Annotated in this window: 22 protein-coding genes and 1 tRNA gene; 9 read left to right on the top strand and 14 right to left on the bottom strand. The window is 51.8% G+C overall.

Going from position 1 to position 26,379, the window contains the following annotated elements; translation table 11 throughout:
- Positions 1 to 41: 41 nt before the first annotated feature.
- Positions 42 to 281, bottom strand: coding sequence for a hypothetical protein (locus JI741_RS27155; RefSeq protein ID WP_202014998.1), 240 nt, complete (start codon positions 279 to 281; stop codon positions 42 to 44).
- A 52-nt stretch (positions 282 to 333) separates the two neighbouring features.
- The gene (locus tag JI741_RS27150) at positions 334 to 516 is read right to left on the bottom strand and encodes a hypothetical protein (RefSeq protein ID WP_202014996.1); all 183 of its coding nucleotides are present in this window, start codon (positions 514 to 516) and stop codon (positions 334 to 336) included.
- 1,131 nt (positions 517 to 1,647) lie between these two features.
- On the opposite strand from JI741_RS27150, the gene JI741_RS27145 reads away from it, so the two are divergent.
- Together JI741_RS27145 and fabD are read left to right on the top strand one after the other, a co-directional pair.
- A complete protein-coding gene (locus JI741_RS27145; RefSeq protein ID WP_202014994.1) occupies positions 1,648 to 4,527 on the top strand; it encodes a T9SS type B sorting domain-containing protein in 2,880 nt (959 codons plus the stop codon).
- Positions 4,528 to 4,655: 128 nt separating this feature from the next.
- A complete protein-coding gene (gene fabD / locus JI741_RS27140) occupies positions 4,656 to 5,528 on the top strand; it encodes an ACP S-malonyltransferase (RefSeq protein ID WP_202014992.1) in 873 nt (290 codons plus the stop codon).
- A 38-nt stretch (positions 5,529 to 5,566) separates the two neighbouring features.
- Here the strand turns inward: fabD and folK are convergent, their stop codons facing one another.
- Complete coding sequence (gene folK / locus JI741_RS27135; RefSeq protein ID WP_202014990.1) at positions 5,567 to 6,055, bottom strand: 2-amino-4-hydroxy-6-hydroxymethyldihydropteridine diphosphokinase; 489 nt, start codon at positions 6,053 to 6,055, stop codon at positions 5,567 to 5,569.
- A 76-nt stretch (positions 6,056 to 6,131) separates the two neighbouring features.
- On the opposite strand from folK, the gene sppA reads away from it, so the two are divergent.
- On the top strand, positions 6,132 to 7,901 hold the full coding sequence (gene sppA, locus JI741_RS27130) for a signal peptide peptidase SppA (protein WP_202014988.1): 1,770 nt from the start codon (positions 6,132 to 6,134) through the stop codon (positions 7,899 to 7,901).
- A gap of 34 nt (positions 7,902 to 7,935) precedes the next feature.
- On the top strand, positions 7,936 to 8,922 hold the full coding sequence (gene bioB, locus JI741_RS27125) for a biotin synthase BioB (protein ID WP_202014986.1): 987 nt from the start codon (positions 7,936 to 7,938) through the stop codon (positions 8,920 to 8,922).
- 438 nt (positions 8,923 to 9,360) lie between these two features.
- Here bioB and JI741_RS27120 read toward each other — a convergent pair whose 3' ends face one another.
- The 4 genes from JI741_RS27120 to JI741_RS32900 all read right to left on the bottom strand — a co-directional run bounded on the left by JI741_RS27120 (position 9,361) and on the right by JI741_RS32900 (position 10,110).
- Complete coding sequence (locus JI741_RS27120; RefSeq protein ID WP_202014984.1) at positions 9,361 to 9,522, bottom strand: hypothetical protein; 162 nt, start codon at positions 9,520 to 9,522, stop codon at positions 9,361 to 9,363.
- Positions 9,523 to 9,575: 53 nt separating this feature from the next.
- Entirely contained in the window at positions 9,576 to 9,713 is a 138-nt protein-coding gene (locus JI741_RS27115) for a hypothetical protein (RefSeq protein WP_202014981.1), read from the bottom strand.
- 54 nt (positions 9,714 to 9,767) lie between these two features.
- Positions 9,768 to 9,902: a hypothetical protein gene (locus JI741_RS32905; protein WP_255534596.1), complete on the bottom strand. Its 135-nt coding sequence runs from the start codon at positions 9,900 to 9,902 to the stop codon at positions 9,768 to 9,770.
- Positions 9,903 to 9,978: 76 nt separating this feature from the next.
- Positions 9,979 to 10,110, bottom strand: coding sequence for a hypothetical protein (locus JI741_RS32900; RefSeq protein ID WP_255534595.1), 132 nt, complete (start codon positions 10,108 to 10,110; stop codon positions 9,979 to 9,981).
- Positions 10,111 to 10,315: 205 nt separating this feature from the next.
- Between JI741_RS32900 and JI741_RS27110 the strand changes: the two genes are divergently transcribed.
- A complete protein-coding gene (locus JI741_RS27110; protein ID WP_202014979.1) occupies positions 10,316 to 12,355 on the top strand; it encodes an ATP-binding protein in 2,040 nt (679 codons plus the stop codon).
- Between the two features lie 71 nt (positions 12,356 to 12,426).
- Positions 12,427 to 14,529, top strand: coding sequence for a methionine--tRNA ligase (metG, locus tag JI741_RS27105; protein ID WP_202014978.1), 2,103 nt, complete (start codon positions 12,427 to 12,429; stop codon positions 14,527 to 14,529).
- A 42-nt stretch (positions 14,530 to 14,571) separates the two neighbouring features.
- On the opposite strand, the gene JI741_RS27100 is transcribed toward metG, so the two are convergent.
- The 7 genes from JI741_RS27100 to purL all read right to left on the bottom strand — a co-directional run bounded on the left by JI741_RS27100 (position 14,572) and on the right by purL (position 21,813).
- The gene (locus tag JI741_RS27100; protein WP_202014969.1) at positions 14,572 to 14,868 is read right to left on the bottom strand and encodes a thiamine-binding protein; all 297 of its coding nucleotides are present in this window, start codon (positions 14,866 to 14,868) and stop codon (positions 14,572 to 14,574) included.
- 24 nt (positions 14,869 to 14,892) lie between these two features.
- Positions 14,893 to 15,453, bottom strand: a complete 561-nt coding sequence (gene pth, locus JI741_RS27095; protein ID WP_202014967.1) for an aminoacyl-tRNA hydrolase — start codon at positions 15,451 to 15,453, stop codon at positions 14,893 to 14,895.
- Between the two features lie 121 nt (positions 15,454 to 15,574).
- On the bottom strand, positions 15,575 to 16,222 hold the full coding sequence (locus JI741_RS27090) for a 50S ribosomal protein L25/general stress protein Ctc (RefSeq protein WP_202014965.1): 648 nt from the start codon (positions 16,220 to 16,222) through the stop codon (positions 15,575 to 15,577).
- A 41-nt stretch (positions 16,223 to 16,263) separates the two neighbouring features.
- Positions 16,264 to 17,193: a ribose-phosphate pyrophosphokinase gene (locus JI741_RS27085; protein ID WP_202014964.1), complete on the bottom strand. Its 930-nt coding sequence runs from the start codon at positions 17,191 to 17,193 to the stop codon at positions 16,264 to 16,266.
- Between the two features lie 109 nt (positions 17,194 to 17,302).
- Positions 17,303 to 17,375, bottom strand: a tRNA-Gln gene (locus JI741_RS27080).
- 86 nt (positions 17,376 to 17,461) lie between these two features.
- Positions 17,462 to 18,043, bottom strand: coding sequence for a DUF4136 domain-containing protein (locus JI741_RS27075; protein ID WP_202014962.1), 582 nt, complete (start codon positions 18,041 to 18,043; stop codon positions 17,462 to 17,464).
- Between the two features lie 83 nt (positions 18,044 to 18,126).
- Positions 18,127 to 21,813, bottom strand: a complete 3,687-nt coding sequence (gene purL, locus JI741_RS27070; RefSeq protein WP_202014960.1) for a phosphoribosylformylglycinamidine synthase — start codon at positions 21,811 to 21,813, stop codon at positions 18,127 to 18,129.
- A gap of 190 nt (positions 21,814 to 22,003) precedes the next feature.
- Between purL and JI741_RS27065 the strand changes: the two genes are divergently transcribed.
- The 3 genes from JI741_RS27065 (at position 22,004) to JI741_RS27055 (ending at position 26,375) form a co-directional block, all read left to right on the top strand.
- On the top strand, positions 22,004 to 23,209 hold the full coding sequence (locus JI741_RS27065) for a THUMP domain-containing class I SAM-dependent RNA methyltransferase (RefSeq protein WP_202014958.1): 1,206 nt from the start codon (positions 22,004 to 22,006) through the stop codon (positions 23,207 to 23,209).
- A gap of 164 nt (positions 23,210 to 23,373) precedes the next feature.
- On the top strand, positions 23,374 to 23,709 hold the full coding sequence (locus JI741_RS27060) for a PadR family transcriptional regulator (RefSeq protein WP_202014956.1): 336 nt from the start codon (positions 23,374 to 23,376) through the stop codon (positions 23,707 to 23,709).
- Positions 23,710 to 23,711: 2 nt separating this feature from the next.
- The gene (locus JI741_RS27055; protein WP_202014953.1) at positions 23,712 to 26,375 is read left to right on the top strand and encodes an ABC transporter permease; all 2,664 of its coding nucleotides are present in this window, start codon (positions 23,712 to 23,714) and stop codon (positions 26,373 to 26,375) included.
- The last annotated feature ends 4 nt before the right edge of the window (positions 26,376 to 26,379 follow it).

The raw sequence follows: 26,379 nt of genomic DNA, 5'->3' as shown, positions 1-26,379 counted from the left end.
AATAAAACAATTTCCTCTACTGCTGTACAAATGCTTTGATTTTAAGCACGTTGCATCGCCTGGCGAAGACTTTCGCTCATTTCATCGAAGCGCTTCAGGGCCGCTTCCACAAAAGGCTCGTCCACGATCCGGTAAAGCTCGGCTTCGTCGATAACATCGTATTGATTCACCTTGAAGGTCTGCTCCAGCAACCCCTGTTCCAGCTTAATGAGGTACCGGTTGTTCCAGGCAAAGACGGTGATCTTGCATTGTGAATGTGGAATTTCTCCTACAACACGCATTCTTGTTGGGTTTGCCAGCAAATGTAGTGAAGAGAAGAAGAATAAAACGGTTTTACTTTTTGGATGATAATTCGTGCTGAACGCTCAGCTCCTGTTGAATGGTGACCAGTTCTTTCGAGAGATTTTTGTAGACGGGACTGTTGTGGAGGCGATCAAATTCCATTTGACGGACAAGGCGTTTGATTTCAAGCTCGCGTCTAACAAGCGAAGCCTTGTTGGTTACATCAGATTTCATTCTAGCTAAAAAAGTAGGTTGTAGGTTTGGTAAACGCTAAGATATCAGATAAAATCCAACGCTGAAAACCCGCCTTGCAGAATTTTTTTTGGTTCCACTTCAAGCCATCAATCAAGTATTGTTACGTAAACTGTCCGAAAATCAAGCTGATGGATAGGGTTACCGTGATCGGGCTTTAAAAGATTTGGATGCAAATATTTTTAAAACCTTTTCTTGTAAGGCCATCAAAAATGAGAAGACATTGTTCGCGTTGACGTGATCGGTGTTATCACTTGTGTGGCCACACGCTGTTTGAACTCAGGGATCCGTTAAGATAATTCCGTTATACGTTGATCGTGTGTTCTCCAGATCATTAACGAAAACACCCACGGCGTCGGCAGAGCCGCTATAACAAATTACCCGATTTCATCGTCTGGGCTATGCGCCGCATTCGCCAGAGTCAGCATTGTTGATGGGTTTGATAAAACGGATGGCCGGCTCTTTTGAAACTGCGGCGAACAGATCACAGGCGAACCTGGCGTGTAGAGAAGCGCTGGGAAGAAAGGTAATCTCGCGGGCAACAGAAAAGTGGGATGATGTCGGACAAGGTGACCTTTCTTGCGGAGCATCAGCGGAGCCGGGATGTGGCACTACGCCCAGAGTGATTCGGATGTTTCAGGCAAACGAGCTCGTTGCGGGTTTGGCTGCCTTACCTTTCGGGGGAAATTCTGCCGGGCTCCCGACGATGGCGGCGTCACGTTTGCCGGGTGATACGCTGTCCGGGGTGTTGCTTGCCGGAAGTATTTTTTGATCTAGGTTGGAGGCTGAATGGGGGGTATCGGTCGTTGCAGGCCAGGAACATAATGCGGTGCGGTGCATCCTGGTCTGGATTTCGGGATCGGTTAGGCGTTCGTTTGGAAGGGTGGAGGGTAGCGCTTTAACCCGTTGGAAAAGAATTTGCCCGTTCAAGGACTAATTTCAACGGTTATGCGTTACCTTAATTGATAATTTTAAAGATCAGCAACAAGGTCCTATATTGTAACCCTTATGTGGGCGTGGATGTTGAATACAAAAAAGATTTTCGATACAGGCATGAACTTTACCGCTTCAGCAAGCAAATTGGGCAAGGTCGCAATCATCGCTGGGATGCTGATGATGGCTATTGTTTTCAGGAGCCAGGCCACCCACCTTCGGGCGGGTGAAATCACCGCCACCCGCGTGAACTGCAATAGTTTAACGTTTATCATCACCATCACCGTCTACACCAACACAAAAAATACAACCGTCCTTTTTGGCGGCGATCAGGATGTGCTGAACTTTGGCGACGGCAGCAAATCTGTGTTTGTGCCCGAAACGCCCAACACACTTCGCCCTGACCTGGATCCCGACGGCAGTGTAGCCACCGCGTCGTTCACCATCTCGCATACCTATTCGGGCTTTGGCACCTATGTCATCAGCTACCGCGAACCCAATCGCAACGAAGGCGTGCTCAACATGGATGCCTCGGTCAACACCACGTTCTATCTGGAAACTGTGGTAACGGTCGATCCCTTCCTGGGCTGTAATAACACCCCCAAACTACTGGTTCCGCCCATCGACCATGCCTGTCCCGGTGTAGCGTGGACACACAACCCCGGTGCGTTCGATCCCGATGGCGATAGCCTTTCCTATTCGATGGAAGTGCCTTTCAGCGATCGCAAAACACAGGTTATCAACTACAAAAATCCCAACGATCCTAAATTCTATAACAATTTTGGAAACGCCAACGAAAATGGCAACGGCCCGCCCACCTTTTCTATCAATCCCATCAGCGGCACCATCACGTGGGATTCGCCGGGCGCGGTAGGCGAGTATAACATCGCCTTCCACATCATTGAGTGGCGAAAGAAGGGGACAGAGTGGTTCCCCATGGGCTATGTGCGCCGCGACATGCAAATACTGGTAGACGATTGCAAAAATCAACGACCTGATCTTATTGTACCAAAGGATACGTGCGTAGTAGCCGGAACCGTGCTGAAGGCAACCATCTATGGCACAGACCCCGACAAGGACCCCGTGAAGATTGAAGCCTTCTCCGAAATCTTCAACTTTCCCCCGGCCCTGTCGCCGGCGAAGTATACACCCGTGCCGGGCGTCAACGACTTTGTGCCTTCCGTTCCTCCCGCCGAAACAAAATTCGAATGGCAAACGGAATGCATACACGTGAAAGACCAACCCTACCAGGTGGTATTCAAGGTCACCGACAAACCGAAAGAAGGGCCACGCCTTGTGACCTTCAAGACCTGGCTCGTCAAAGTGGTTGGCCCTGCACCCGACTGGACCAATGCAACCCTGAATCTTTCAAACCGAACAACCGACCTGGAGTGGGCGCCTTACTTCTGTCAGAACGCCGAGAAAATGCAGGTATGGCGTAAAGTAGATGGCAATCCATTTGTGCCCGACAATTGCCAGACCGGCATGCCCGACTACCTGGGTTACGAACTCATTGACGTTGTTGACATCAAAGATGCCAACAACGTACCCATCACCAAATACAGAGACACAAACAATGGCAAAGGATTGGCACCCGGCGCGAAATATTGTTATCGCCTGGTGGCCGTGTTCCCCTTGCCAAAAGGTGGCGAAAGCTATGTGTCGTTGGACACGTGCGTGGGACCAATCAAAGCCAATGTGCCCATCATCACCCACGTGACGGTGGAGAAAACAGACATGACCACCGGTCAGAACCGGATCAGTTGGAGATCACCCTTTGAAGTAGACAAAACACAATTCCCACCGCCCTATCGCTACGATGTTTATCGCACCGTGGGTTTTGCCAGCGGACGTGGCACCGATTCAGTGAAGATAAGCCCCGTGGGATTCTCCGACACTACGATTGTAGACACGCCAATAAACACCGAGGAGAATGTCTACAACTATGGCGTTACGTGTTATGCATCCAACGGTGGCCTCGTGGGCAGCTCGGCACACGCATCGTCGGTGCGGCTGGATGCTAAGTCGCAAGTGAAGAAAATAGAATTGAACTGGAGCGCCTTCGTTCCGTGGTCCAATCAAATTCAAACGGTTCCCAATAAACACTTGATCTATCGTGGCCCGGAAGGTGCAACGGAAGCCGACCTCGTGCTGATTGACAGCGTGGACGTGCTGAACTCCGGCTTCATCTACCTCGACCAGGGCCAGTGGGACGGTAAGGGGTTGAACGACAACGACGTCTATTGCTACCGGGTGATGACACGCGGAGGATACGGCAATCCAAAAATAGCGCAACCGCTGTTGAACTTTTCGCAAATCATGTGTGCCCAACCGGGCGACACCATTCCACCCTGCAAACTGGAGCCACCCATCCGTAGCACAGTTGAATACAAAGACTGCGACGACTACTTTCAGCAGTTCTGTGACCGGAACACCTTCAGCAACACGTTGATCTGGAACCGGCCGGAGGACTCCGATTGTCGAAACGACGTGCGGTCCTACAATATCTATTATACCAACAAACGTGGCGGAGAATATACCCTGCTGGCAAACACAAAAGACACGACCTACACCGACACGAAAAATCTTCGATCGTTTGCCCGATGTTATAAGATCGCAGCGGTAGACCGGTCGGGCAACGAAGGTGAACTTAGCGAGGAGATGTGCATAGACAACTGCCCCTACTATGAGCTCCCCAACGTGTTCACACCCAATGGCGACAAATACAATGAAACGTTTAGCGCTTTCAGCACGCGCAACATACCCTGTGGTGAAGAGGGCGGCTGCCCCATACCCGACGAACTGAAACTGAAGTGCGCCCGCTTTGTGGAGCAGGTAGAGTTCAAAGTATTTAACCGCTGGGGTCAGGAAGTATATACCTACGACAGCAGCATTGGCGATAATACCGCATCGATCTACATCGACTGGAACGGTAAAGATGCCGGCGGCAAAGAACTAGCCACAGGCGTATATTATTATGTGGCGAAGGTGAAATTCCTAACGGTCGATCCTCAGGATCAGATCCAAAACTTCAAAGGATGGGTGCACCTTATACGGTAGGCACCCGTCCTTAATTTCCTTAAACACTTAGCAATTCCAGCATTCCCTCAATCCTCGTCTATCCCGGCGGGATTGTACATTTCAACTTTTTACTACTTTTGCCCGGGTAAATGACAACCGACTAGCAAATGAAAGCATACGTTTTTCCGGGACAAGGAGCCCAATTTACCGGCATGGGCAAAGACCTCTACGAGGCAAGTGCCAAGGCCAAAGCCCTCTTTGACGAAGCCGACGCACTGCTCGGATTCAAACTCACCGACGTGATGTTCAGCGGCACCGCCGACGAACAGAAGCAAACCAAAGTGACGCAACCTGCCATCTTTTTGCACTCTGTAGCGGTGGCCCTTGTCAACGACTCGTTTGCTCCCGACATGGTGGCCGGACATTCGCTTGGCGAGTTCTCGGCGTTGGTAGCCAACAAAACGTTGTCGTTTGCCGACGGCGTGAAGCTGGTGTCGAAACGCGCCCTGGCCATGCAACGGGCCTGCGAAATAAATCCCTCTACCATGGCAGCCATCATCGGCCTCGACGACAAGGTGGTGGAAGACATCTGCGCATCCATCGACGACGTGGTGGTGGCAGCAAACTATAACTGTCCCGGGCAACTGGTGATTTCCGGAACCATCAATGGCGTGAACATAGCCTGCGAGAAATTGAAAGCGGCGGGTGCTAAACGTGCCTTGCTGCTGCAAGTGGGCGGCGCATTTCACTCACCCCTCATGGAACCTGCACGCGAAGAACTGGCAGCGGCCATTGAAAACACCTCCTTTGGAAAACCCATTTGCCCGGTATATCAAAACGTGAACGGCCTGCCCTCCACCGATGTAACGGAAATCAAAAAGAACCTGATTGCACAGCTCACCAGCCCCGTGCGCTGGACACAGTCGGTGCAGCACATGGTGAAAGACGGCGCGAAAACGTTTATCGAATGCGGTCCCGGAAAAGTGTTGCAAGGATTAGTGAAAAAGATTGCTCCCGAAGCAGAAGGCATGAGCCTTTAATGCCGACCCGCAGCGACAGTCCGCTGTGATGGTTTGAATCAGGATTGAACAATATTCACCGCGAGTTGGTCTGGACATTTGTCCAGCAGCTCGCGGTTTGTTTTTTGAAACACGGGATGCACAAACTCCGGAGCAATTTCACAAAGGGGCACCAACGTGAAGCGACGGTTTTGCAGTTGGGGGTGGGGCAACGTGAGCCGTTGGGTGGAAACGATTTCTTGCCCGTAGTACAACATGTCAACATCAATGATACGCTCGCCCCACCGTTCGTGACGCTCGCGGCCCAGCTGAGTTTCCACCGCCAGCAACGCTGTCATCAATGCTGTTGACAGCAGTGCGGTTTCGATTTCCAATACCTGATTGTAGAACGACGGTTGATCGGTTTTTCCCCACGCCGCTGTTTCATATACCGACGAAGCGCGCACAATTTTTCCAATTTCGTTTTCAATGGCGCGCACGGCGGCGTTCAGGTTGTCGCGACGACTTCCAAGGTTGGTTCCCAGCAAAAGAAAAACGGCGTTGTTCATAGGGCTAGCAGCTGCAAACATACTTTTTTATTCGGAGCAGTATTATGTACTTTTGAAAACTTAAAAAATGTCATGTATGAGTTTCTTTAAAAGTTTTATGTCATCGTGTCTCGGCGCCCTGGTGGCCATGATTCTTTTCGTGGTGTGCCTTGTGGTGTTCTTTTCCATACTGTCGGCAGGGGGAAGCGAACCGGTGGAGCTAACGGAAAATTCTGTTCTGAAGCTCGATATGGATGTGCCCATCATCGAGACCGAAAAAGAAGAACCGTTCTCAGGCATTCCCTTCATCGGTGGTCGCGGCAATCGCCCCATCGGGCTGGCGCAACTTCGCCAGGCCATTGCACACGCGAAAGACGATTCAAAAATAAAAGGCATCTACCTCACCGTCACACAACCCATGATGGGCTACACCGTGATCGAAGAAGTGCGGCAAGCCCTGCTCGATTTCAGAGCAGACGGCAAATGGGTAGTGGTCTATAGCGAAGGCATGTCGGAGTCGGCCTACTACCTGGCCACAGCAGCCGACAAAGTATACCTCAATCCGCAGGGCGAAGTGGAGTTCAACGGTCTGGCCGTCGACATCACCTTTTTCAAGCGGCTCTTCGATAAACTGGAAATCAAACCGGAAGTGTTTCGTGTAGGCGAATTTAAAAGCGCAGTCGAGCCCTTCATCCTCGAAAAAATGAGCGACGCCAATCGCCTGCAGCTAACGGAGATGATCAACTCGATCTACGACCAGGTGCTCACCCGTGTGTCGGAAGCGCGCAACATTCCCAAAGCCAACCTCCGGGAAATCTCAGACAAAATGCTGGTGCGCAACGCCGAACAGGCACAGCAATACAAACTGGTAGACTCCCTGCTCTATGACGACCAGGTGCAGGACGAAATCCGTCACCGCCTCGATCTGGCAAGCGAAAAGAAAATCGGCTACGTGAAGTTCAGCCGCTACGAAAAAACATTCTCAACCTATTCAGAATCCAAAAATGAAGTGGCCGTGATTGTGGCCGAGGGTGCGATCTATTCCGGCAAGGCAAGTCCCGGGCAGGAAGTGATCGGATCGGAGTCGTTCAACGAAGAGCTGCGCAAGGCCCGCGAGAACGACAAAGTGAAAGCCATTGTGCTGCGCATCAACTCGCCCGGAGGAAGTGCCCTGGCCTCCGATGCCATGTGGCGCGAAATCTCCCTGACCACAAAAGTGAAGCCGGTCATCGCATCGATGTCCGACTATGCGGCGTCAGGCGGATACTATATGGCCATGGGATGCGACACCATCGTGGCCCAGCCCCACACCATCACGGGATCGATAGGCGTCTTCAGCGTCTTGTATGACGCCAGCGGATTCCTGAACAACAAAATCGGCATCACGTCCGAAGAAGTGAAGACCGGCGAAGTCGGTCAACTTATCACCGTGAACCGCCCCCTTTCGGAGTTGGAGAAAAACATCTGGCAGAAGCGCACCGAAGAGGTTTACGACACCTTCACCGCCAAGGCTGCCGAAGGCCGGAAGATGTCGGTTGAAAACATCAAAAAAGTAGCGTCGGGTCGCGTATGGACCGGCACCCAGGCCAAAGAACGCGGCCTGGTTGACGTGATCGGGAATTTTGAAGACGCCGTCAACATCGCTGCTGCAGCTGCCGGTGTGAAAGACGACTTCAAAGTGAAGATCTATCCACAATATAAACCTTCCGTGTTCGAACAGATCGTGAACCAGATCGAAGAGGATGGCGAAACCGAGGCCCTCAAAGAACAATTGGGCGCACAATACTATATCTATCAGCAATGGCAGCATGTGCGCTCCTATCAGGGCACACAGGCCCGCATGCCGTTCGAAATGAAAATTCAATAACAAGAAGCAACGTAAACAGAACCGCGATAAACACATGACAACGATTCGTAATAACTGGACCCGCGAGGAAATTGGCGCCATCTACAACAAGCCCGTAATGAGCCTTATCTACGAGGCCGCCACCGTGCACCGCGAATTTCACGATCCCAACGAAGTGCAGGTGTGCACCTTGCTCTCGGTGAAAACGGGAGGATGTCCGGAAGACTGCTCTTATTGCCCGCAGGCTGCCCGCTACCACACCCAGGTGAAAGTGGAGAAGCTCATGGAAGTAGGCGAAGTATTGCAAAAAGCCGTGGAAGCAAAAGAATCAGGCAGCACCCGGTTTTGTATGGGCGCCGCCTGGCGCGAAGTGCGCGACAACCGCGACTTCGACAAAGTGATTGAGATGGTGAAAGGTGTGAGCACCCTGGGCATGGAAGTATGCTGCACCCTGGGCATGCTCAGCCCCGAACAGGCGCAGAAACTGAAAGACGCCGGCCTCTACGCCTACAACCACAACCTCGACACGAGCGAAGAATATTATGGCGACATCATCACTACACGCACCTACGGCGACCGCCTGGATACGCTGGAGAGCGTGCGGAAGGCCAAAATTTCGGTTTGCTCCGGCGGCATCATCGGGATGGGCGAACACGAAGACGACCGCATCGGCATGCTGCTGGTGCTGTCCACACTGCCCGAGCACCCCGAATCGGTGCCGGTGAACGCATTGGTGCCCGTGGAAGGCACCCCGTTAGAAGATCAACCAAAAGTGTCGGTATGGGAAATGGTGCGCATGATTGCCACGGCCCGCATAATCATGCCCAAAGCCATGGTGCGCCTTTCGGCCGGGCGTGTGCGCATGACGTTGGAGGAGCAGGCATTGTGTTTTATGGCGGGCGCAAACAGCATTTTTGCGGGCGACAAGCTGCTCACAACGCCGAACCCGGGCTACATAAAAGACCAGGAAATGTTCCAGCAATTGCAGCTGAAACCACGGGTGGCCTACAAGGAAAAATCCCAAAAAGAGGTCGTTTTTTGATGTAAGGTTTTAGACGAATTTCACATAAAAGCACCTTAAAGTGTTACTTTATGTGAATGGCATTACACCCCTAAGACATTGAAAGATTACGAAAGGCTTACCACTGATGTCAATCCGGCGCCCTTAATAACTGTTTAACCACCGAATCCAGGCGCTTTAAAGGGTGATTTTTGAAAGGTAACCAGGGGTTTCAAGCGAAATGAGAGCATTGATACCCGGCTATGGAAAAGCTGAAACTTCAACAAATCTGAAAACGTGAGGCCTACCTGTAATCAGGGATGGCATCCCGGGCTGCCGGGATGGCAAGCTTTTGAAAGGAAACAGTGGCACTTTGTTGCGCGTTTCACACGCGCCAACGGGGAGGAACGAATTGAGAGAAGCAAACAACAGACACCGTTGCCCAGGTTGGCAGCGGTGTCTGTTTGTTTTTTTAGAAGACTAGAATTTGTCTTCTGAAAGCAGTCCGCCAACGGGCTCGTTGTGCGAAACCTGAGGTGTGTTTTTAGTGATCGCTTTCGGTGCGCGGCTAGCCGTTGCAAAGGTGAATGACAGAGTTACAACTGCAGCGCCGGCGAGGAAGAATATTACTTTTGATTTCATAATGCTGGTGATTAAGGGTTCTTATCGATTTGTGAGAATTGTCTGTGAGTTAATTAAGCGTTTGTCTTAGGATCGGAAGGAAGACCACCGGGACCAAATTCTGTGCTGGGCTTAACTTCTTCTTCAGTGCACGATACAAATGTCATAGCAGAAGAGATGGCAACAAGGGCGATATAGATTAACTTTTTCATAGTCGTAATTTTTTTAGATGAGTAAAATATTTTTTCGATAGGGAGTAGTTTTTGTTAAGGTTTTTTGGGATCAGAAGGAAGGCCACCGGGACCGAATTCAGTGCTGGGCTTTACTTCTTCTTCAGTGCATGCGGAAATTGTCATGGCAGTGGCGATCATTACCAGTGCGGCGTAGATAAATTTTTTCATGGTTTTAATCTTTGATGGTTTAAGTAGGTTTATGGGGTCGAGTGGAAAAGCTGTCTCTCAACGAATCCAGAGAAATTCACATCGGATCTGATGGAAGACCTCCCGGTGCTTTGATCTCTATGGGTGTCGTTGCTTGTTCTTCTGAACAGGCGACGAAAGAGGCGGCCGAAACGAGGGCAAACAGAAGGATGTAAATAATCTTTTTCATGTTTTTAGACAGTTAAAAGGTTTTTCTAATAAGTTTTTAGCGCTAAATTGATGACTCAAAGTTGGCATGCTGAATTCAACTAATTCTCGAAATAAAATTTTGGACATCACTCGTGTATTATAATTTTTTCAATGCCGCAAAACTGAGTCTCTTCTTAATCTTTGGTTCCGCCTTCTTTTCAACAGTTCAGGGACAGGATAAACGAGTGGTAGATTCTCTGTTGAGTGTGCTTCAGTCGTCACGTGATGAACATCAACTGATGGAGGCCAACATCAAGTTGTCGTATGAATACTTTGACACCAACTATCAACAATCTTTGCAGTATGCCAATGAAGCCTATCACTTGGCAGAAAAGCTGGGAGACAGTACACGCATCGTGCGTGCGGCAAGGCTTCAAGGTCAAATGCTGAGAAGACTCGACCGCCTTCAGGAATCTATCGACATACTGACCAAAGTGTTGGGCATTGCCCGCCGGAATGGATTGACGGAAGAGCGCAAAAAAATTCTGAATGGCCTCGCCGTCACCCACACGCTGAGGGCCGAATATGACAAAGCCTTGGAGTACAACTTTGAGAGCCTTGTGATAAGGCAACAGGAAGGCAACAAGGCGGAGATCAGCATCACGCTGAACAACATCGGATTTGTATATTTTAAGTTCAGTAACAACGAAGAGGCTCTACGCTACTTCAACGAGGCCCTGGAGCTTAAAAACGAAATCAACGACACCTACGACCTCGATATCCTGTACATTAACATGGGGCTTTGCTATGCGGAGTTGAATCGTTTCGAAGAAGCCAAGGAGAGCTTCAACAAAGGACTCGCAATATGCGGCGACCATTGCAACGACGATATTAAGACATCGGGAGAGTATGGCCTTGGTCTTTCCAATTTCCGGCTCAGAAATCTGGAATTGGCCGAAGAACATATCCACAAGTCTTTGAAAAGTGCACGCGCTCTGGACAATAAGCGCTTTCAGGGCGAGAACCTGCTGTTGTTGGGGGAAATGGCCATCTATAAGCGCGACAGCCTGGAAGGTCGGATTTTTCTGGAAGAGGCAGAGCTTGCCGTGAAGGGATTGGGGTTTAATGAACTGACCATTCGGATATACGGCCAATTCTCAAAGCTCTACAATCAGATCGAGGATTTTAAAAAAGCATCGTTCTACCAGGACAAGTACATTCAACTGAAGGACAGCATCATCAGCGAAACGTTCATCAAGAACATGGCCAAGATCCAGTCCGATTTCGAAGAACGTAAAAACATCGCCACCATCGCCTCCAAAGAAGTGGCCATCAAACAGCAGCGCGACCTCAACGCGGCCGTTGTGGTCATTGCTGTGCTGGCCGGGCTGCTCATTCTGGTGCTTCAGTTTGGTAACCGAAACATTAAGCGTGTAAACGCCAAGTTGTCGGAAGCAAAGGAAGTGATCCAGAAACAAAACGTGGAGCTTGGAATCAAAAACCGGCAGCTCGACAATGAAGTGGACAAGAAAACTCTCGACCTTGCCCGCGTCAACCAGTCGCTGAAGCAAGTGAACGACGAACTGGACAACTTCATCTACAAAACCTCCCACGACATACGCGGCCCGCTGGCAAGCCTCAAGGGCATGTGCAACGTGGCCCTCATGGACGTGAAAGACCCGGTGGCCCTCGACTACCTGCGCAAGCTCGACGCTACGGCCGAACGTCTCAACTCCATCCTCACACGCCTGGTCATCATCAACCAGATCAACAACTCCAAGATCACCATCGAGAAGATCGATTTCGGCACCATCGTCAACGACGTACTCATGCTGGAAAAGAAGAAGGGCCTGCCACACGATCTCCAGATCAATACCTTCATCGACAGCGATGTGGAGATCGAGTCCGACAAGGAACTGGTGCGCATCGTGCTGGAAAACCTGATCGACAACGCCATCAAGTTCTACAACGACTCTGAACGCATCCAGTCGTTCATCAACATCCACATCAACCGGTTGGAAGAAGGGGCGGTGCGGGCCAGGGTCATCGACAACGGCATTGGCATCAGCGAATCCAGTCCGGGCAAACTGTTCCAGATGTTTTCGCGCGCGTCGGAGCGATCGGAAACGGGCGGTATCGGCCTCTACATCACCAAAACCGCCACAGAGAAAATCGGCGGCAAGGTGGGATTGCTCACCACGCCCGAGGGCTACACGGAATTCTATGTCATCTTTCCGCCGGTGCCGCAGCTGGAGTTGGGCCGCGTCACGGTGATTCCCGTCTGACCACGGAATTTTTTTAGCTCCATTTCTCTTATCATCTTTGCAGGCTGCCAGGAGCAGTCTTTAGTTATTCTATGAAAGCATTCAAACGTCACACCGTCACGGCCGCCTTGCCCTATGCCAACGGTCCCAAGCACATCGGACACCTCGCGGGTGCCTACATCCCCGCCGACGTCTATGTGCGTTATCTCCGGTCGCTCGAAAAGGACGTGATTTTCGTCTGCGGCAGCGACGAGCACGGAACGGCCATCCCAAACCAGGCTGTAAAGGAAAATACGACCCCCAGAGCCATCATCGACAAATACCACGTGCAGATGCGCGATTGTTTCAAAGCCCTTGGAATAGCCTTCGACGTGTATCACAGAACCAGCGAGCCCATCCACCACAAAACCTCGCAGGAGATCTTCCTCACGCTCTTCAATAAGGGGCTGCTTACCGAGGAAGTATCGGAGCAATACTACGATGCCGACGCCAAGGCCTTTCTGGCCGACCGCTACATTGTGGGCACCTGCCCCAAGTGTGGACATCCCAATGCCTATGGCGACCAGTGCGAGAAATGCGGCTCTTCGCTGAGCCCCCGCGACCTCATCAACCCCCGGTCTACCCTCACCGGCAACGTGCCCGTGCTGCGCGAAACAAAGCACTGGTATCTGCCGCTGGAGAACTACGAAGGCTGGCTGCGGGAGTGGATCCTGAAAGGCCACGCCACAGACTGGAAGACCAATGTGTTTGGCCAGTGCAAGTCGTGGATCGACGCCGGCCTGCAACCCCGCGCCATGACACGCGACCTCGATTGGGGCATTAAAGTGCCGCTGCCAAACGCCGAAGGAAAGGTGTTGTATGTGTGGTTCGATGCACCCATCGGCTACGTCTCTGCCACGCGCGCGTTCTTTGAAGAAGTGAGTTCCGGCAAGCTGGAGTTTGCCCAACCTCAACGCGACTTTGGAACCGTGAAGGCCGACGATTGGAAAAAATACTGGCAGGATGAAGAAACCAAACTGGTGCACTTCATTGGCAAAGACAACATCGTGTTCCATTGCATCATCTTCCCCATCATGCTGCATGCCCACGGCGAATTTATTGTGCCAGACAACGTTCCGGCCAACGAGTTCATGAACCTCGAAGGCGACAAGATGTCGACCAGCCGTGGATGGTCTATCGAAATGCATGAATACCTCGAAGATTTCCCCGGCAAACCCGATGTGCTTCGCTATTGCCTGCTGGCCAACCTGCCCGAGACAAAAGACAGCGAGTTTACCTGGAAAGATTTTCAATCGCGTAACAACAACGAGCTGGTGGCCATCCTCGGCAACTTCGTGAACCGTGCATTGGTGTTGACACAGAAATATTTTGACAACAAAGTTCCCGCGAAGGGCACACTTCAACCGGCCGACATCGCAGCACTGGAATCGCTGAAGGGGCAACCCGCGCGCATTGCCCAGGCGTTGGAGCTATACAAATTCCGAGAAGCCACTGCTGCGTTGATGGACCTTGCCCGCCTGGGAAACAAATACCTCGCCGATACGGAACCATGGAAACTGCACAAGACCGATCCCGATCGGGTGGCAACCATACTCCACGTGGCGTTGCAAATCGTAGCCAACCTGGCCATTGCGGCCGAGCCTTTCCTGCCGTTCAGCGCAGCCCGTATCAACGAGATGCTGAACCTGCAGTCGCGCCTGTGGAAAGACGCGGGCTCCGACAGCCTGCTCGCCGAAGGCCACGCGCTGGGAGTTTCCGGACTGCTGTTCGAAAAAATTGAAGACAGCGTGATCGAGAAACAACTGGAGAAACTTCACGCGAAGAAAAAGCTCATGAACCCCGTGGTCGCCGAATTAACGCCCCTGAAAAGTGAAATCACATTCGACGACTTTGCCAAGCTCGACATTCGTGTGGGCAAGGTGCTGTCGGCCGAGAAGATGGAGAAGTCAAACAAGCTGTTGAAGCTTTTGGTAGACACCGGTGTGGATAAGCGCACGGTGCTGAGCGGCATTGCCCTGCACTATACGGCCGAAGAAATGGTAGGCAAACAAGTAACGCTCATCGCCAACCTGGCGCCGCGAAAAATGATGGGCATCGAGTCGCAAGGCATGATCCTCATGGCCGAAGACGCCGATGGCAAACTCAGGTTGCTCCAGCCCAACGAGGTAGTGATGCCGGGCGCCGTGGTGAGCTGATCAAAACATAGAAGCAATACAAAATGATACGGAGTGGCTAGTCTACTCCGTTTCGTATTTATGGAGTTTCTCTTCCCAGGTCACGTCGCCATTTTTGCGCGCGTGCACTTTCAGGGTAACCACCAGCTCGTCGGCACCGGCTGCGAAGCAGGCTTCCTGCGCTTTCTTTACCACAGTCATCAACGCATCGTAGTCGCCCTGCATCACCGTTTCCATCGCGCCCACGCGATAGACCACACCGGCCTCGTCGATTGCCTCAATGGCCTTGTCGATGATGGGGTAGGGGTGTTCTTTTGAGATGGGAACAATTTGAATGGCGACGTGTACCTGGTGGTTCATGTTCTCTCTGTGTTTAAAATCACTTCAATCATTATACTGACTCATCGTCCGCTCCACACCTTGTGTGCAGAACGACAAAATCATTTCGTTGGCTTTTATGATGTAGCTGGGGAGGTGTTTAAATTCCTCGGGCGAGAAATTGCTGAGCACGTAGTCGGCTTGCTGGCCTTTGCCAAAATCGCTTCCCACACCAAAGCGCAGGCGCGAATAGTCTTGTCCGTTGAGGAGGAGTTCGATGTTTTTCAAACCGTTGTGCCCGGCTGAGCTTCCTTTCGACCGCAGGCGCAAGCTGCCAAACGGAAGAGCAATGTCGTCCATCACCACCAACAAATTCTCTTTGGGAATCTTCAGCTCCTGCAACCAGTAGGCTACTGCTTTTCCACTAAGGTTCATGAACGTGGTGGGCTTGATGAGGTGAATGGTTTTTCCCTTGTGACGGAATTCTGCCGTTTCGGCGTGGCGCTCTATGGCGAAGGTTGCCTTGTTCACATCGGCCAGTTGGTCCAACACCAGGAAGCCAATGTTGTGGCGGGTCAGTTCATATTTCGGACCAACGTTTCCCAGCCCGGCAATGAGGTATTTCATAAGTTCTTATAAAGTGAAGGATGAGCCGTTGCCGGTCATTGCCTTTGTGTTCGTCCGACAAGAAACAAAAAATCCCCCGACGTTGGCCGGGGGACTTCCTGTTTTTGTGATGACAAGCGAATTACTTCTTGCCTTCTTCTTTCTTGGGAGCCTCTTTCTTGGCATCGGCAGCCGGAGCGGCACCTTCGGCAGGCGCAGCGGCAGCTTCTTCAGCGGCCATCTTCGCAGCGCGGGGCACTTCTACTACAGCAACAGAAGCTTGCTTGGGATCCATGAACTCAAGTCCTTCCACGTTAATGTCGCCTACTTTAATGGCGTGGTGGAAATCCAATGCAGCAACGTCCACGTCGATGTGGTCGGGCATGTCTTTGGGGAATGCGTATACTTTCAGTGAAGATCTTTTTTGAACCAGTGTACCGCCTTTCGATACGCCAGGAGCCTGGCCTACCAAACGGGCAGGGATGTTCATTTTGATCTTTCTGTCTTCGCTGATGCGGAGGAAATCGGCGTGCAGAATGATTTCACTCACGGGGTGAAACTGAACTTCCTGCAAGATGCCCTGGCTTTCTTCGCCTTCGATGTTCAGGTGAACAAAGTGCGCTTCGTTGGTGTAAACCAATTCACGGAAAAGGACCATGGGCGTGTAGAAGTGAACTTGTTCGTTTCCTCCGTACAACACACAGGGAACAAGACCTTCGTCTCTTAATTTCTGTGAGCCAGCCTTACCGAGATTTGCTCGTTTATACCCTATAATCTCAATGGTTTTCATAAAATATAATTGTTTAGTTGAAAATTCGAATGTTACTAAAATCAGAGTTTGATAAAGAGTGAACTGATCGACTCGTTATCGTGAATCTTCCGGATCGCCTTTGCATACAGCGTGGATACCGAAAGCACTTTTATTTTGCTCGACGTCTGCTTCAGGGGGATCGTGTCGCTTACCACCAGTTCTTCCAGCATCGACGTCTCAATATTTTCGTAGGCTTTGCCCGACAGGATCGGGTGTGTGCACACGGCGCGAACCGATTTGGCTCCCTTTTCTTTCAAAAGCATGGCGGCCTTGCAGATGGTGCCCGCGGTGTCCACGAGGTCATCGACCAACACCACATCTTTGCCTTCCACTTCGCCGATCAGGCGCATGGATTCGATTTTGTTGGCTTCCTTGCGATACTTGTCGCACACGGCCAGCTCGGCATCAAAGAACTTGGCAAAGCTGCGTGCGCGTTTGATGCCGCCCACATCGGGCGACGCAAACATGATGTCGCCCAGCCCGATCGATTTCAGGTAGGGCACAAAAATATAAGAACCATCCAGGTGATCTACCGGGATGTCGAAGAAGCCTTGGATTTGGTCGGCGTGCAGATCGCAGGCCATGATGCGGGTTGCCCCGGCGGCCGAAATGAGGTTGGCGATTAGCTTGGCGGCGATGGCTACACGCGGCTTGTCTTTCCGGTCCTGACGGGCGTATCCAAAATAGGGGATCACCACGTTGATGCTGGAGGCGCTGGCGCGTTTTGCGGCGTCTACCATCAGCAGCAGTTCCATAAGGTTGTCGGAAGGGGGGAAGGTGGATTGAATGACGAAGACCTCGTGGCCACGCACCGATTCGGTAATGAAAGGCGACATCTCGCCGTCACTGAACTGTTGGTAGTTCACTTCACCCAATGGCTCGCCATACGCATTGGCAATTTTTTCTGCCAGGTAGATTGTAGCCCGTCCGCTGAAAATCTTTACCGCCATGAGATTTGTTTGTTCAAGTCAAACTTGTTTGTCGCCGTCTGGTTGCTCCAACCTTTGGCGACCATCAAACAAATAAAATCCCAACCATATCGATTGGGATTTTATTTCGTTGTCCGACCAGGGCTCGAACCTGGACTTTCCTGAATCAAAATCAGGCGTGTTGCCAGTTACACCATCGGACAAAACTCCCGTACTGGTCCGGGACCCTTCATTTTGGGATTGCAAATGTAGAATTATTTTCCAGAAATCGGAACGTCTGGCAAAAAAATTAGAGGTCTTTTTCCTCGGCCGTGGCCGTGGCGCCTTCCATGAATCCTTCGGCCCAGAAACGGTATTTATCCAGGATGGAAATGACGGCGTTTCGCAGGTGCCGGCTGTTATTGAAATCGATTGAACCGTACTGAGTTGTGGCATAGCCCTGCCAGATGGACCGGTTCTGCCGGCGGTCGTAAAACTGGATCAGGAGGGTGCCGGTGTTGAGGGCAAATTTCTGAGGATCGTAATCCACATTGTCGTTTTGCGTTTTCACCCACTCTTCAATTTCGGGCTGGTTATAGCCATTGAATCGGAGGCTGTCGTCAAACATTTTGAATCCGATAATCAGGTGAGGCTTGTTGGAGTTTTGGCGGTAGCCCAGAAATTTCATCCGCGCCACAATCGATTTCTCAATCACATCGTTGGTCATGCTCGAGTCTGCCGGGCCGGCAGGCTTCATGATGTCGAACGTTTTATATTTTTTGAAATTGCCTTTGTAGCTGTAGTCATACTCCACCGGTAGTTCTTTGTAGCCGAGGCATGAGGCTAGTAAAACCAGTGAAAAGAAATAGAGGGAGGGATAAAGCTTCTTCATAGGTCCACCTGTTGTTGTGAAGTTGAATATAAGGGTATTCAAACATCAGAACAACAGGCGGACAGAACCTTTGTTGAGAAAATCTAAGAATGTTTTTTAACCCACTCCAGAGCGTTGACAAACGGCTCAATCCAGGGAGACACCTTGTCGCTCTTCCGGTCGGAAGGATAAAATCCCCAGTTCCAGGGGAACAACGAGCGTTCGATGTGCGGCATGATGGCCAGGTGACGGCCGTCTTTTGAATACAATGCCGCGACCGCGAAATCAGAATCGTTGGGATTGGCTGGATATTCAGTGCCGGTATAGGTGGCCGCTACGCTGAATTTGGTGTGATCGTTTGGCAATCGGAACTGCCCTTCGCCGTGTGCGAGCCACACACCCAGCGTGGCACCGCGCAGACTGCTCAACATCACCGAGTCGTTTGCCGGGATCGTGACCGAAATAAAGGCCGACTCGAATTTGCCCGAACCGTTGTGATGCATTTTGGGATGATCTTTCCATTCCGGATACAGCAGTCCCAACTCCATCATCAGCTGGCAGCCGTTGCAAACGCCAAGGCTGAGTGTGTCGGGGCGTGCATAGAATTTGTCGAGCGCTTGTTTGGCTTTGGGGTTGTAGAGGAATGCACCCGCCCAGCCTTTGGCCGAACCCAGCACATCCGAGTTGGAAAATCCGCCCACAAACACAATCATGTTCACATCCGAAAGATCTTCGCGACCCGACACCAGGTCGGTCATGTGAACATCTTTCACGTCGAAGCCGGCGAGGTATAGCGCATAGGCCATCTCGCGATCGCCGTTCACACCTTTCTCGCGGATAATCGCCGCCTTGTGGCCCGACGCTGTTCTTCGCGAAGGGTCGATGCCATAGGTGGCAAACTGCCCGTCAAATTTGGGCTGCAGTGTATAGGAAAGAACGTTGTTCTTATAATTCTTGAAACGCTTTTCGGCATGTGCCGCAGGACGCTGACGACGGTCGAGCAGGTAAGACGTTTTGAACCACGTGTCGCGCAGCTCGTCTACAGCGAGGGTTAACGTTTCGTTTTGGTGGAGGATGGACACTGTGCGCTGGGACGTTACGTCACCCAGCACCTGATAGGCTACACCTGCCGATTTCAGACTGGCCACCGCGGCCTCATCTGTCACTTGCAACACTACACCGGGATTTTCGGAGAAGAGAACTTTCACAAGGTCGCTGCCCAATGCATCCACATTCAAACTCAAACCGATACCGGGCACGGCAAAACACATTTCAAGCAAGGCGGTGATTAAACCACCTTCGGAAATGTCGTGGCCTGCCAACACCTGGCCTTGGCGGATCAGTTGTTGCAGGGCCTCAAACGCTTTTGCAAAATAGGCTGCATCCGTCACCGTAGGCGTTTCGTTGCCCAACACGCTCAACACCTGTGCCAGGCTGCTGCCACCAAGTTTCAGGCTGTCGTTCGAAAGATTGATGTAGAGAAGTTTTGATCCGATGCGAGGCTCCAGCGCAGGCGACACCGTCTTCGTGATATTTTCGGCTTCGCCGACCGCCGAGATAATGACTGTGCCGGGAGCATAGACCACTTCGCCTTTCGGATATTTCTGTGTCATCGACAACGAGTCTTTGCCCGTGGGAATGTTGATACCCAACGCGATGCTGAAATCGCTCACGGCTTTCACCGCGGCATACAGACGCGCGTCTTCTCCTTTGTTTTTCGAAGGCCACATCCAGTTCGCGCTCAGCGACACACCTTTCAGGCCGTGCGTGAGCGGCGTCCACACCAGGTTGGTGAGCGACTCGGCAATGGCCAGCACACTGCCTGCCGCCGGGTCGATCAGCGCCGCGCCGGGCGCATGGCCGATGGCCGTGGCAATGCCTTTGTTGCCGAGGAAATCGAGGGCCATCACGGCCACATTGTTGAGGGGCAATTGCAAGGGACCACAGGTTTGTTGCGTAGCCACGCGACCTGTAACCGAACGGTCCACCTTGTTGGTGAGCCAGTCTTTGCACGCCACCGCTTCCAATTGAAGCACGTGGTTGATATAGTCTTTGATCTTCGCCTTGTCGTAGGCCACTGGCCGGTACGTGGTGGGCTGGGTTGTGTCGTGAAGGATGGTCTTGGGCGACGATCCGAAGAGGTGATTCACCTTCAGATCGAACGGGCTGTGGGTCTGTCCTTTTTTGTCGAACACCAGCTCGTGTTTGCCGGTGGCTTCACCCACTTCATAGAACGGCGCGCGCTCGCGGGCCGACACGGTTCTGAGTGTTTCCACATCGGCGGCTTTTATGGCCAGGCCCATGCGTTCCTGCGATTCGTTGCTGATCACTTCCTTGTCGGAAAGGGTAGGGTCGCCGACGGGCAACTTGTCGATGTGGATAGCACCACCGGTTTCTTCCAGCAATTCCGAAAGACAGTTCAGGTGCCCGCCAGCGCCGTGATCGTGAATGGAAACGATGGGGTTAATGTCCGACTCCACCATGGCGCGGATGGCATTCATCACACGCTTTTGCATTTCAGGATTGGAGCGCTGTATGGCATTCAGCTCAATGGCGTTTCCATATTCACCTGTAGCCACCGACGACACTGCGCCGCCGCCCATGCCGATACGATAGTTGTCGCCACCCAGCAACACAATCTTGTCGCCGGGTTTGAGGTGTTCTTTCTGGCTGTCTTTTTCTTTGCCATAGCCAATGCCACCGGCCATCATGATCACTTTGTCGAAGCCGAATTTTTTGTCGCCTTCAAAGTGTTCGAAAGTCAACACGCTTCCTCCAATGAGGGGCTGTCCGAATTTGTTTCCAAAGTCCGACGCGCCGTCGGAAGCCTTGATGAGAATTTCTTCGGGGGTTTGATAGAGCCACGGACGGGCTTCAAATGTTTTTTCCCAGGGACGATCGCCTTCGAGGCGTGGATAGGATGTGATGTAGACCGCAGTCCCTGCTAATGGCAAAGACCCTTTGCCACCGGCCAGTCGGTCGCGGATTTCGCCGCCCGATCCGGTAGCTGCCCCGTTGAAAGGCTCCACGGTGGTGGGGAAGTTATGCGTTTCCGCCTTCACGGAAATGACCGAATCAATGTCCTGTATCTTAAAATAATCAGCCACATCCTGACGGCCCGGCGCAAACTGTTCGATACGCGGACCTTTGATGAAGGCCACATTGTCTTTGTAGGCGGAGATGAGATAGTTCGGATTCTCCTTCGAAGTTTTTTTGATGAGTTGAAACAGCGTGGATTGTTTTTCTTCGCCGTCGATAATGAACGTGCCGTTGAATATTTTATGACGGCAGTGTTCGGAGTTCACTTGCGAAAAGCCAAACACTTCGCTGTCGGTGAGTTTGCGACCCAGCTCGCGGCTCACGTTTTCGAGGTATTCAATTTCTTCCTTGTTCAGGGCCAGGCCTTCGCGCGAGCTGTAGGCCGCGATGTCATCAACCTCCAGAATGGGCTCGGGGGTGTGGTGGATGGTGAAGATGTCTTGGTTTAGGGTGGTGTATAGCACCTGAAGCATGCGGTCATAGACGGCATCGGCACCCTTCACGGCAAAAAATTCTTCGATGCGCTGAATGCCCGCGATGCCCATGGTTTGGGTGATCTCCACGGCATTGGTGCTCCAGGGGGTGATCATCTCTTTGCGGGGTCCTACAAAAAAGCCCTCAAGCGCTGTGTCGGAGAGGGGTTGAGCTTCCCCGAATAACCAGGTAAGTTTCTCAACGTCAGTTTTTTGCAAAGGCTGTGCCACACCAACCGCGTAGAGAGTGTTGGCCTTCGAACGGAAGAATAAAATCATGGAGTGTAATCGGGAATTTGAGCCGCAAAAATACAAAGCATTTTGCTGGATTGGGAGGGATTATTTTAAATTCTTCATGTGTGAACGCGGCGCCCAGCGCAGCTTCCCCGAAAAGCACGCCCAATCGAAAAGAACCTGTGGCGGCTTCGAAACTCTTGGAAAAGTATGGCTATGTTTGCCGGCATTTACCATGAAGATCTTTACCACACCCAGCCGCATCATCCTCACGTGCAACAAACGCCTGTCGCCCTACCTCGAACGCGAGGTGGTGGACCTTGGCTTTAACCCTGTGCGCACGTTTCAGACGGGCGTGGAGCTGGAAGGCACCGTGCTGGATTGCATCCGCCTCAACCTCAACGTGCGGTGTGCCAGTCAGATACACTATTCGTTAAAGGAATTCAAAGTCAACCATCCCGACGTGCTCTACCGCGTGCTCACGGGAATGCCCTGGGAAAAGATCCTGGCTAAGGATGGCTACTTCTCCGTGACCAGCAACGTAGATCACCCCACCATCAACAACAGCATGTTTGTGAACGTGAAGGTGAAAGACGCCATCGTGGATCGCATGCGCCAGGAAACCGGCCAACGCCCCGACTCGGGTTCGGAACTGACCGGCGCCGTGATCCATTTATATTGGAAAGACGACCGCGCCGAAATATTCCTCGATACCTCGGGCGAAACCCTGGCCAAACACGGCTACCGCAAAATCCCCGGCAAGGCCCCGATGCTGGAGGCCCTGGCCGCGGCCACCATCATGGCCTCGAAGTGGGACCGGACCTCGACGTTTGTAAATCCCATGTGTGGTTCGGGCACCGTTGCCATCGAAGCCGCCCTGCTGGCCACGCGCCGTGCCCCGGGCTTGTACCGCTCCAACTATTCGTTCATGCACGTGTTGGGCTTCGAACAAGATTTCTATGACAAAGAACTGAAGACCATACAGGAACAAGTGCAGGAAGTGCCCGGCCTGAAAGTGATTGCTTCCGACATCAGCGACGATGCCGTGACGATATCGAAAGTGAACGCCGGCATCGCAGGCGTGGAAGACCTCATTCAATTCGAGGTATGCGACTTTGAACAAACCACATTGCCCGAAGGTCAACCCGGAGTGATCTATTTCAATCCCGAATATGGCGAACGCCTTGGCGAGATTGCCGAACTGGAAGACACCTATTCGCGCATCGGCGACTTCATGAAAAAGAAATGTCAGGGCTACCTCGGCTATATATTCACCGGCAATTTGGATCTCGCTAAAAAGATCGGACTGAAAGCATCGCGACGCATCGAATTCTATACCGCAAAAATTGACTGTCGTTTGCTGGAGTATGAACTGTATGGAGGCACACGCCGGCAAAACTTGCCCGCCGCAAGCGAACTTCCCAAAACCGAAGAAGCCTGATCCCTTCAGGTAAAATTTCTCTTCCTTCCATTACATAGAAAAACATCCAGGCTGATTTCACAGACTGAAAAGCCGCTTGTCCGGTTTTTTTTTGAAAATATCTTTGACAAAATAGTAACAAATCAAAATCAACCGCGTAAATTAGTTTTACAAAATATATACAAATGGGCAAGGAATACCTCGGCGAATTTGAAGAACTGGTGTTGACCATGGTGGGAATCCTTCAGGAGGAAGCCTATGGCAATGCCATCGTGAACGAAATCAAGGAGCGCATGGGTCGCGAATCGAACCTGAGCGCGGTGCACGTCACACTTTATCGGCTGGAAGATAAAGGACTGATCAAATCGAAAATGGGTGGCGCCACCAACGCCAGGGGAGGGCGGCGCAAGCGCATCTTCACCATCACCAACGCCGGCGTGGCCATGCTGCGTGCCATGAAAGACGCGCGCATGGATTTGTGGAAGCTGGTGCCTCAACTAAAATTTATAGGAGGGCGCTAAGCATGGAAACATCAAACCATCCACCGCGATTGGCCCTTCGCTTTGTGAAGTGGATTTGTCCTGCGCATTTATACGAAGGCATTGAAGGCGATCTGCTCGAAGCGTTTGACGCCGACGTGGTTGCCCTGGGCGAACGAAAAGCCCGTTGGCAATTGAGACGACGCGCGCTCGGTTTTTTCCGCCCCGGCATCATTTTGAGAAACAGGTTCACGCTATCCTTTATGTCTATGATTATGGTTAGAAACTATTTCACCGTAGCGACGCGCAACATTTCCAGGCGCAAAGCCTATTCATTCATCAACGCCTTTGGGCTCAGCACCGGCATCGCATTTTGCCTGCTCATTTATTTGTTCATCAACGACGAGCGCAGCTTCGATCAGTTTCATGAAAACAAGGATCGCCTCTTTCGGATGAAAGCAAATGTGTATCGGGGCCATCGCGAAGGAGAATCGAAAAGTCCCTATTTCGAAATGGCGCACATGTCGCTGGGGCTGGCCCCTGCATTGAAATCGGAAGTGCCCGGCGTTCAGTATGCTACCCACTTTTGCCAAAGCCGTGCCTTGCTGAAACACGATGACAAGATTTTTAATGAAGCAATCGCCTATGTGGATGCCGACTTCTTTTCCATGTTTTCGTTTCCACTACAGGAAGGCAACGCCGCTAAACTCTTTTCAACACCCGATGAAGTCGTGCTCACACCCGCGTTGGCCCGAAAATATTTTGGTCGTGAAGACGTGCTCGGACAAACGTTGTTGGTAGGCACAAAACCTTTCACCGTCATGGGCATCGTGCAGGAACCGCCGGCAAATTCAAGCCTGCAGTTTGGTGTATTGCTACCAATGCAAAGCTGGGGCGCTTACAATCCTTACAACCTGGAGCACTGGATCAATCAGGGCTTCCCCACTTTTGTGCAATTGCAAGCCAACGCCAATGCGCAAGCGTTCCGCGCCAGCATAGAGAAGATCACCGAAAAATACCTGGGCGACGAAATGGTGAAATGGCGCGAACAGGAAAAATTGTCGGCCGATGTTCCGGTCTATGAAATGGGATTTACAAAAATCACGGACATTCACCTCGAGAAAGCCATCGCCTGGGACAACGTGAGCGACGCACAATATTCCTGGATTTTGAGCGGCGTGGCGTTGCTCATTCTGTGCATCGCCTGCATCAACTACATATCGCTTGCGCTCACCTCGTCGGCCAAGCGGCGCATGGAAGTTGGTATTCGCAAATCGATGGGAGCGTTTCAAAAACAATTGGTCTATCAGTTTGGTGTAGAGTCGATACTGCTGGCCTTCCTCTCCATGATCATCGGCCTGGCCATGGTCGTGCTGGCGTTGCCGGCATTCAATTCGTTTACGGGAAAAGCTGTGCATCTGGGCGCCCGTGATCTGGCGATGTTTATTGCCGTGGCCCTCGGCTTTGCGCTGCTGGTGGGACTTGTGGCAGGCAGTTATCCGGCCTTCTACTTGTCGCGCTTCAAACCGGCGCAGGTATTGAAAGGGCAATTCACATCACGGCTCACGGCGGGCTTTTCGCGACCGCTTGTTGTGATGCAGTTTGTGCTGTCGTCGTTTCTCATCATCAGCTCGGTGATCATGTACCGGCAAATGGAATTCATCACAACCAAAGACCTGGGGTATAATCAGCATCAGGTAGTGATCATCCCAACCCAGGCCGGATGGGACGAAAACAGCGCGCGGGTGGTAGACAATTTCCGTGCGCGCGCTTTGCAACATCCTTCAGTGAGCATGGTTTCGGCAACAGACAACCCATTTGCCGGATTCGAGTATATGATTTTCGGCTACGCGGTGAAAGGCGAAAACAAGGCCATATACGGCTACACCATTGATCCCTACTACCTGCAAATGTTAAACATACCGGTGGTGCAGGGCCGTGGGTTTTCTCCCGACATGCCGGCCGACACAGTCAACACAATTGTTGTCAACGAGGCCCTGGTGCGCGACATGAAATGGAAAGACCCCATCGGTCAATACCTCAACTTTCATGCGTCCGACCCAACGTCAAAGGGCGCCCAAGTGATCGGCGTGGTGAAGGACTTCCATTTTCTATCCCTGGAGGAAACTATAAAACCTATGTTTTTCTCTATCGACAAGAACAATGGACGTGCGGATAAGATACTGGTGAAAGTGGCACCCCAGGATATGGACCTCACCCTCGATCAACTCCAAAAAGATTTTGCCGCGGTGGCACCCGACAAGCCCTTTGAATATTCGTTTCTTGACGAGAACGTAGCGAAACAATACGCCGCCTATGCGCGATGGATGAACATCATGGGATTCTCAACAGCGTTTGCCATACTCATCTCATGCCTCGGGCTGTTTGGTCTCGCGGGCATCAACGCGCTGAACCGCACAAAGGAAATCGGCATACGCAAAGTGATGGGTGCCGACATGAAAACCATTTTCATTTTACTGAACCGGCAGTATGTGTGGCTTGCGTTGCTGGCGTTCGTCATCGCCGTGCCCTTGTCAACCTACGCGATGAACCGGTGGCTTAACAATTTCCAGTTTCACATCACACTGCAATGGCCATTGTTTGTGGGCAGCATGGCCATAGGACTTTTGGTAGCGTTGGCAGCGGTAAGCTATCACGCCCTGAAAGCTGCAAGGATCAATCCGGCCGATACACTGAAATACGAATAACGCT

This window comes from Chryseolinea lacunae, from assembly GCF_016735595.1.
In the GTDB taxonomy this organism is placed as follows: domain Bacteria; phylum Bacteroidota; class Bacteroidia; order Cytophagales; family Cyclobacteriaceae; genus Chryseolinea; species Chryseolinea lacunae.
The sequence above is the reverse complement of the archived record's forward strand: the minus strand, read 5'-3'. Positions and strand labels throughout refer to the sequence as shown.

Bases quoted from the DNA above. Each gene is read 5' to 3' on its own strand.
- metG (WP_202014978.1), top strand. From the start codon at position 12,427: ATGAAAGCATTCAAACGTCACACCGTCACGGCCGCCTTGCCCTATGCC.
- folK (WP_202014990.1), bottom strand. From the start codon at position 6,055: ATGAACAACGCCGTTTTTCTTTTGCTGGGAACCAACCTTGGAAGTCGT.
- JI741_RS27065 (WP_202014958.1), top strand. From the start codon at position 22,004: ATGAAGATCTTTACCACACCCAGCCGCATCATCCTCACGTGCAACAAA.
- JI741_RS27085 (WP_202014964.1), bottom strand. From the start codon at position 17,193: ATGGCGGTAAAGATTTTCAGCGGACGGGCTACAATCTACCTGGCAGAA.
- bioB (WP_202014986.1), top strand. From the start codon at position 7,936: ATGACAACGATTCGTAATAACTGGACCCGCGAGGAAATTGGCGCCATC.
- JI741_RS27120 (WP_202014984.1), bottom strand. From the start codon at position 9,522: ATGAAATCAAAAGTAATATTCTTCCTCGCCGGCGCTGCAGTTGTAACT.
- JI741_RS27055 (WP_202014953.1), top strand. From the start codon at position 23,712: ATGGAAACATCAAACCATCCACCGCGATTGGCCCTTCGCTTTGTGAAG.
- sppA (WP_202014988.1), top strand. From the start codon at position 6,132: ATGAGTTTCTTTAAAAGTTTTATGTCATCGTGTCTCGGCGCCCTGGTG.
- JI741_RS27150 (WP_202014996.1), bottom strand. From the start codon at position 516: ATGAAATCTGATGTAACCAACAAGGCTTCGCTTGTTAGACGCGAGCTT.
- JI741_RS27155 (WP_202014998.1), bottom strand. From the start codon at position 281: ATGCGTGTTGTAGGAGAAATTCCACATTCACAATGCAAGATCACCGTC.
- JI741_RS27145 (WP_202014994.1), top strand. From the start codon at position 1,648: ATGATGGCTATTGTTTTCAGGAGCCAGGCCACCCACCTTCGGGCGGGT.
- pth (WP_202014967.1), bottom strand. From the start codon at position 15,453: ATGAAATACCTCATTGCCGGGCTGGGAAACGTTGGTCCGAAATATGAA.
- JI741_RS27090 (WP_202014965.1), bottom strand. From the start codon at position 16,222: ATGAAAACCATTGAGATTATAGGGTATAAACGAGCAAATCTCGGTAAG.
- JI741_RS32905 (WP_255534596.1), bottom strand. From the start codon at position 9,902: ATGAAAAAATTTATCTACGCCGCACTGGTAATGATCGCCACTGCCATG.
- JI741_RS27060 (WP_202014956.1), top strand. From the start codon at position 23,374: ATGGGCAAGGAATACCTCGGCGAATTTGAAGAACTGGTGTTGACCATG.
- JI741_RS27075 (WP_202014962.1), bottom strand. From the start codon at position 18,043: ATGAAGAAGCTTTATCCCTCCCTCTATTTCTTTTCACTGGTTTTACTA.
- JI741_RS27100 (WP_202014969.1), bottom strand. From the start codon at position 14,868: ATGAACCACCAGGTACACGTCGCCATTCAAATTGTTCCCATCTCAAAA.
- fabD (WP_202014992.1), top strand. From the start codon at position 4,656: ATGAAAGCATACGTTTTTCCGGGACAAGGAGCCCAATTTACCGGCATG.
- purL (WP_202014960.1), bottom strand. From the start codon at position 21,813: ATGATTTTATTCTTCCGTTCGAAGGCCAACACTCTCTACGCGGTTGGT.
- JI741_RS32900 (WP_255534595.1), bottom strand. From the start codon at position 10,110: ATGAAAAAGATTATTTACATCCTTCTGTTTGCCCTCGTTTCGGCCGCC.
- JI741_RS27115 (WP_202014981.1), bottom strand. From the start codon at position 9,713: ATGAAAAAGTTAATCTATATCGCCCTTGTTGCCATCTCTTCTGCTATG.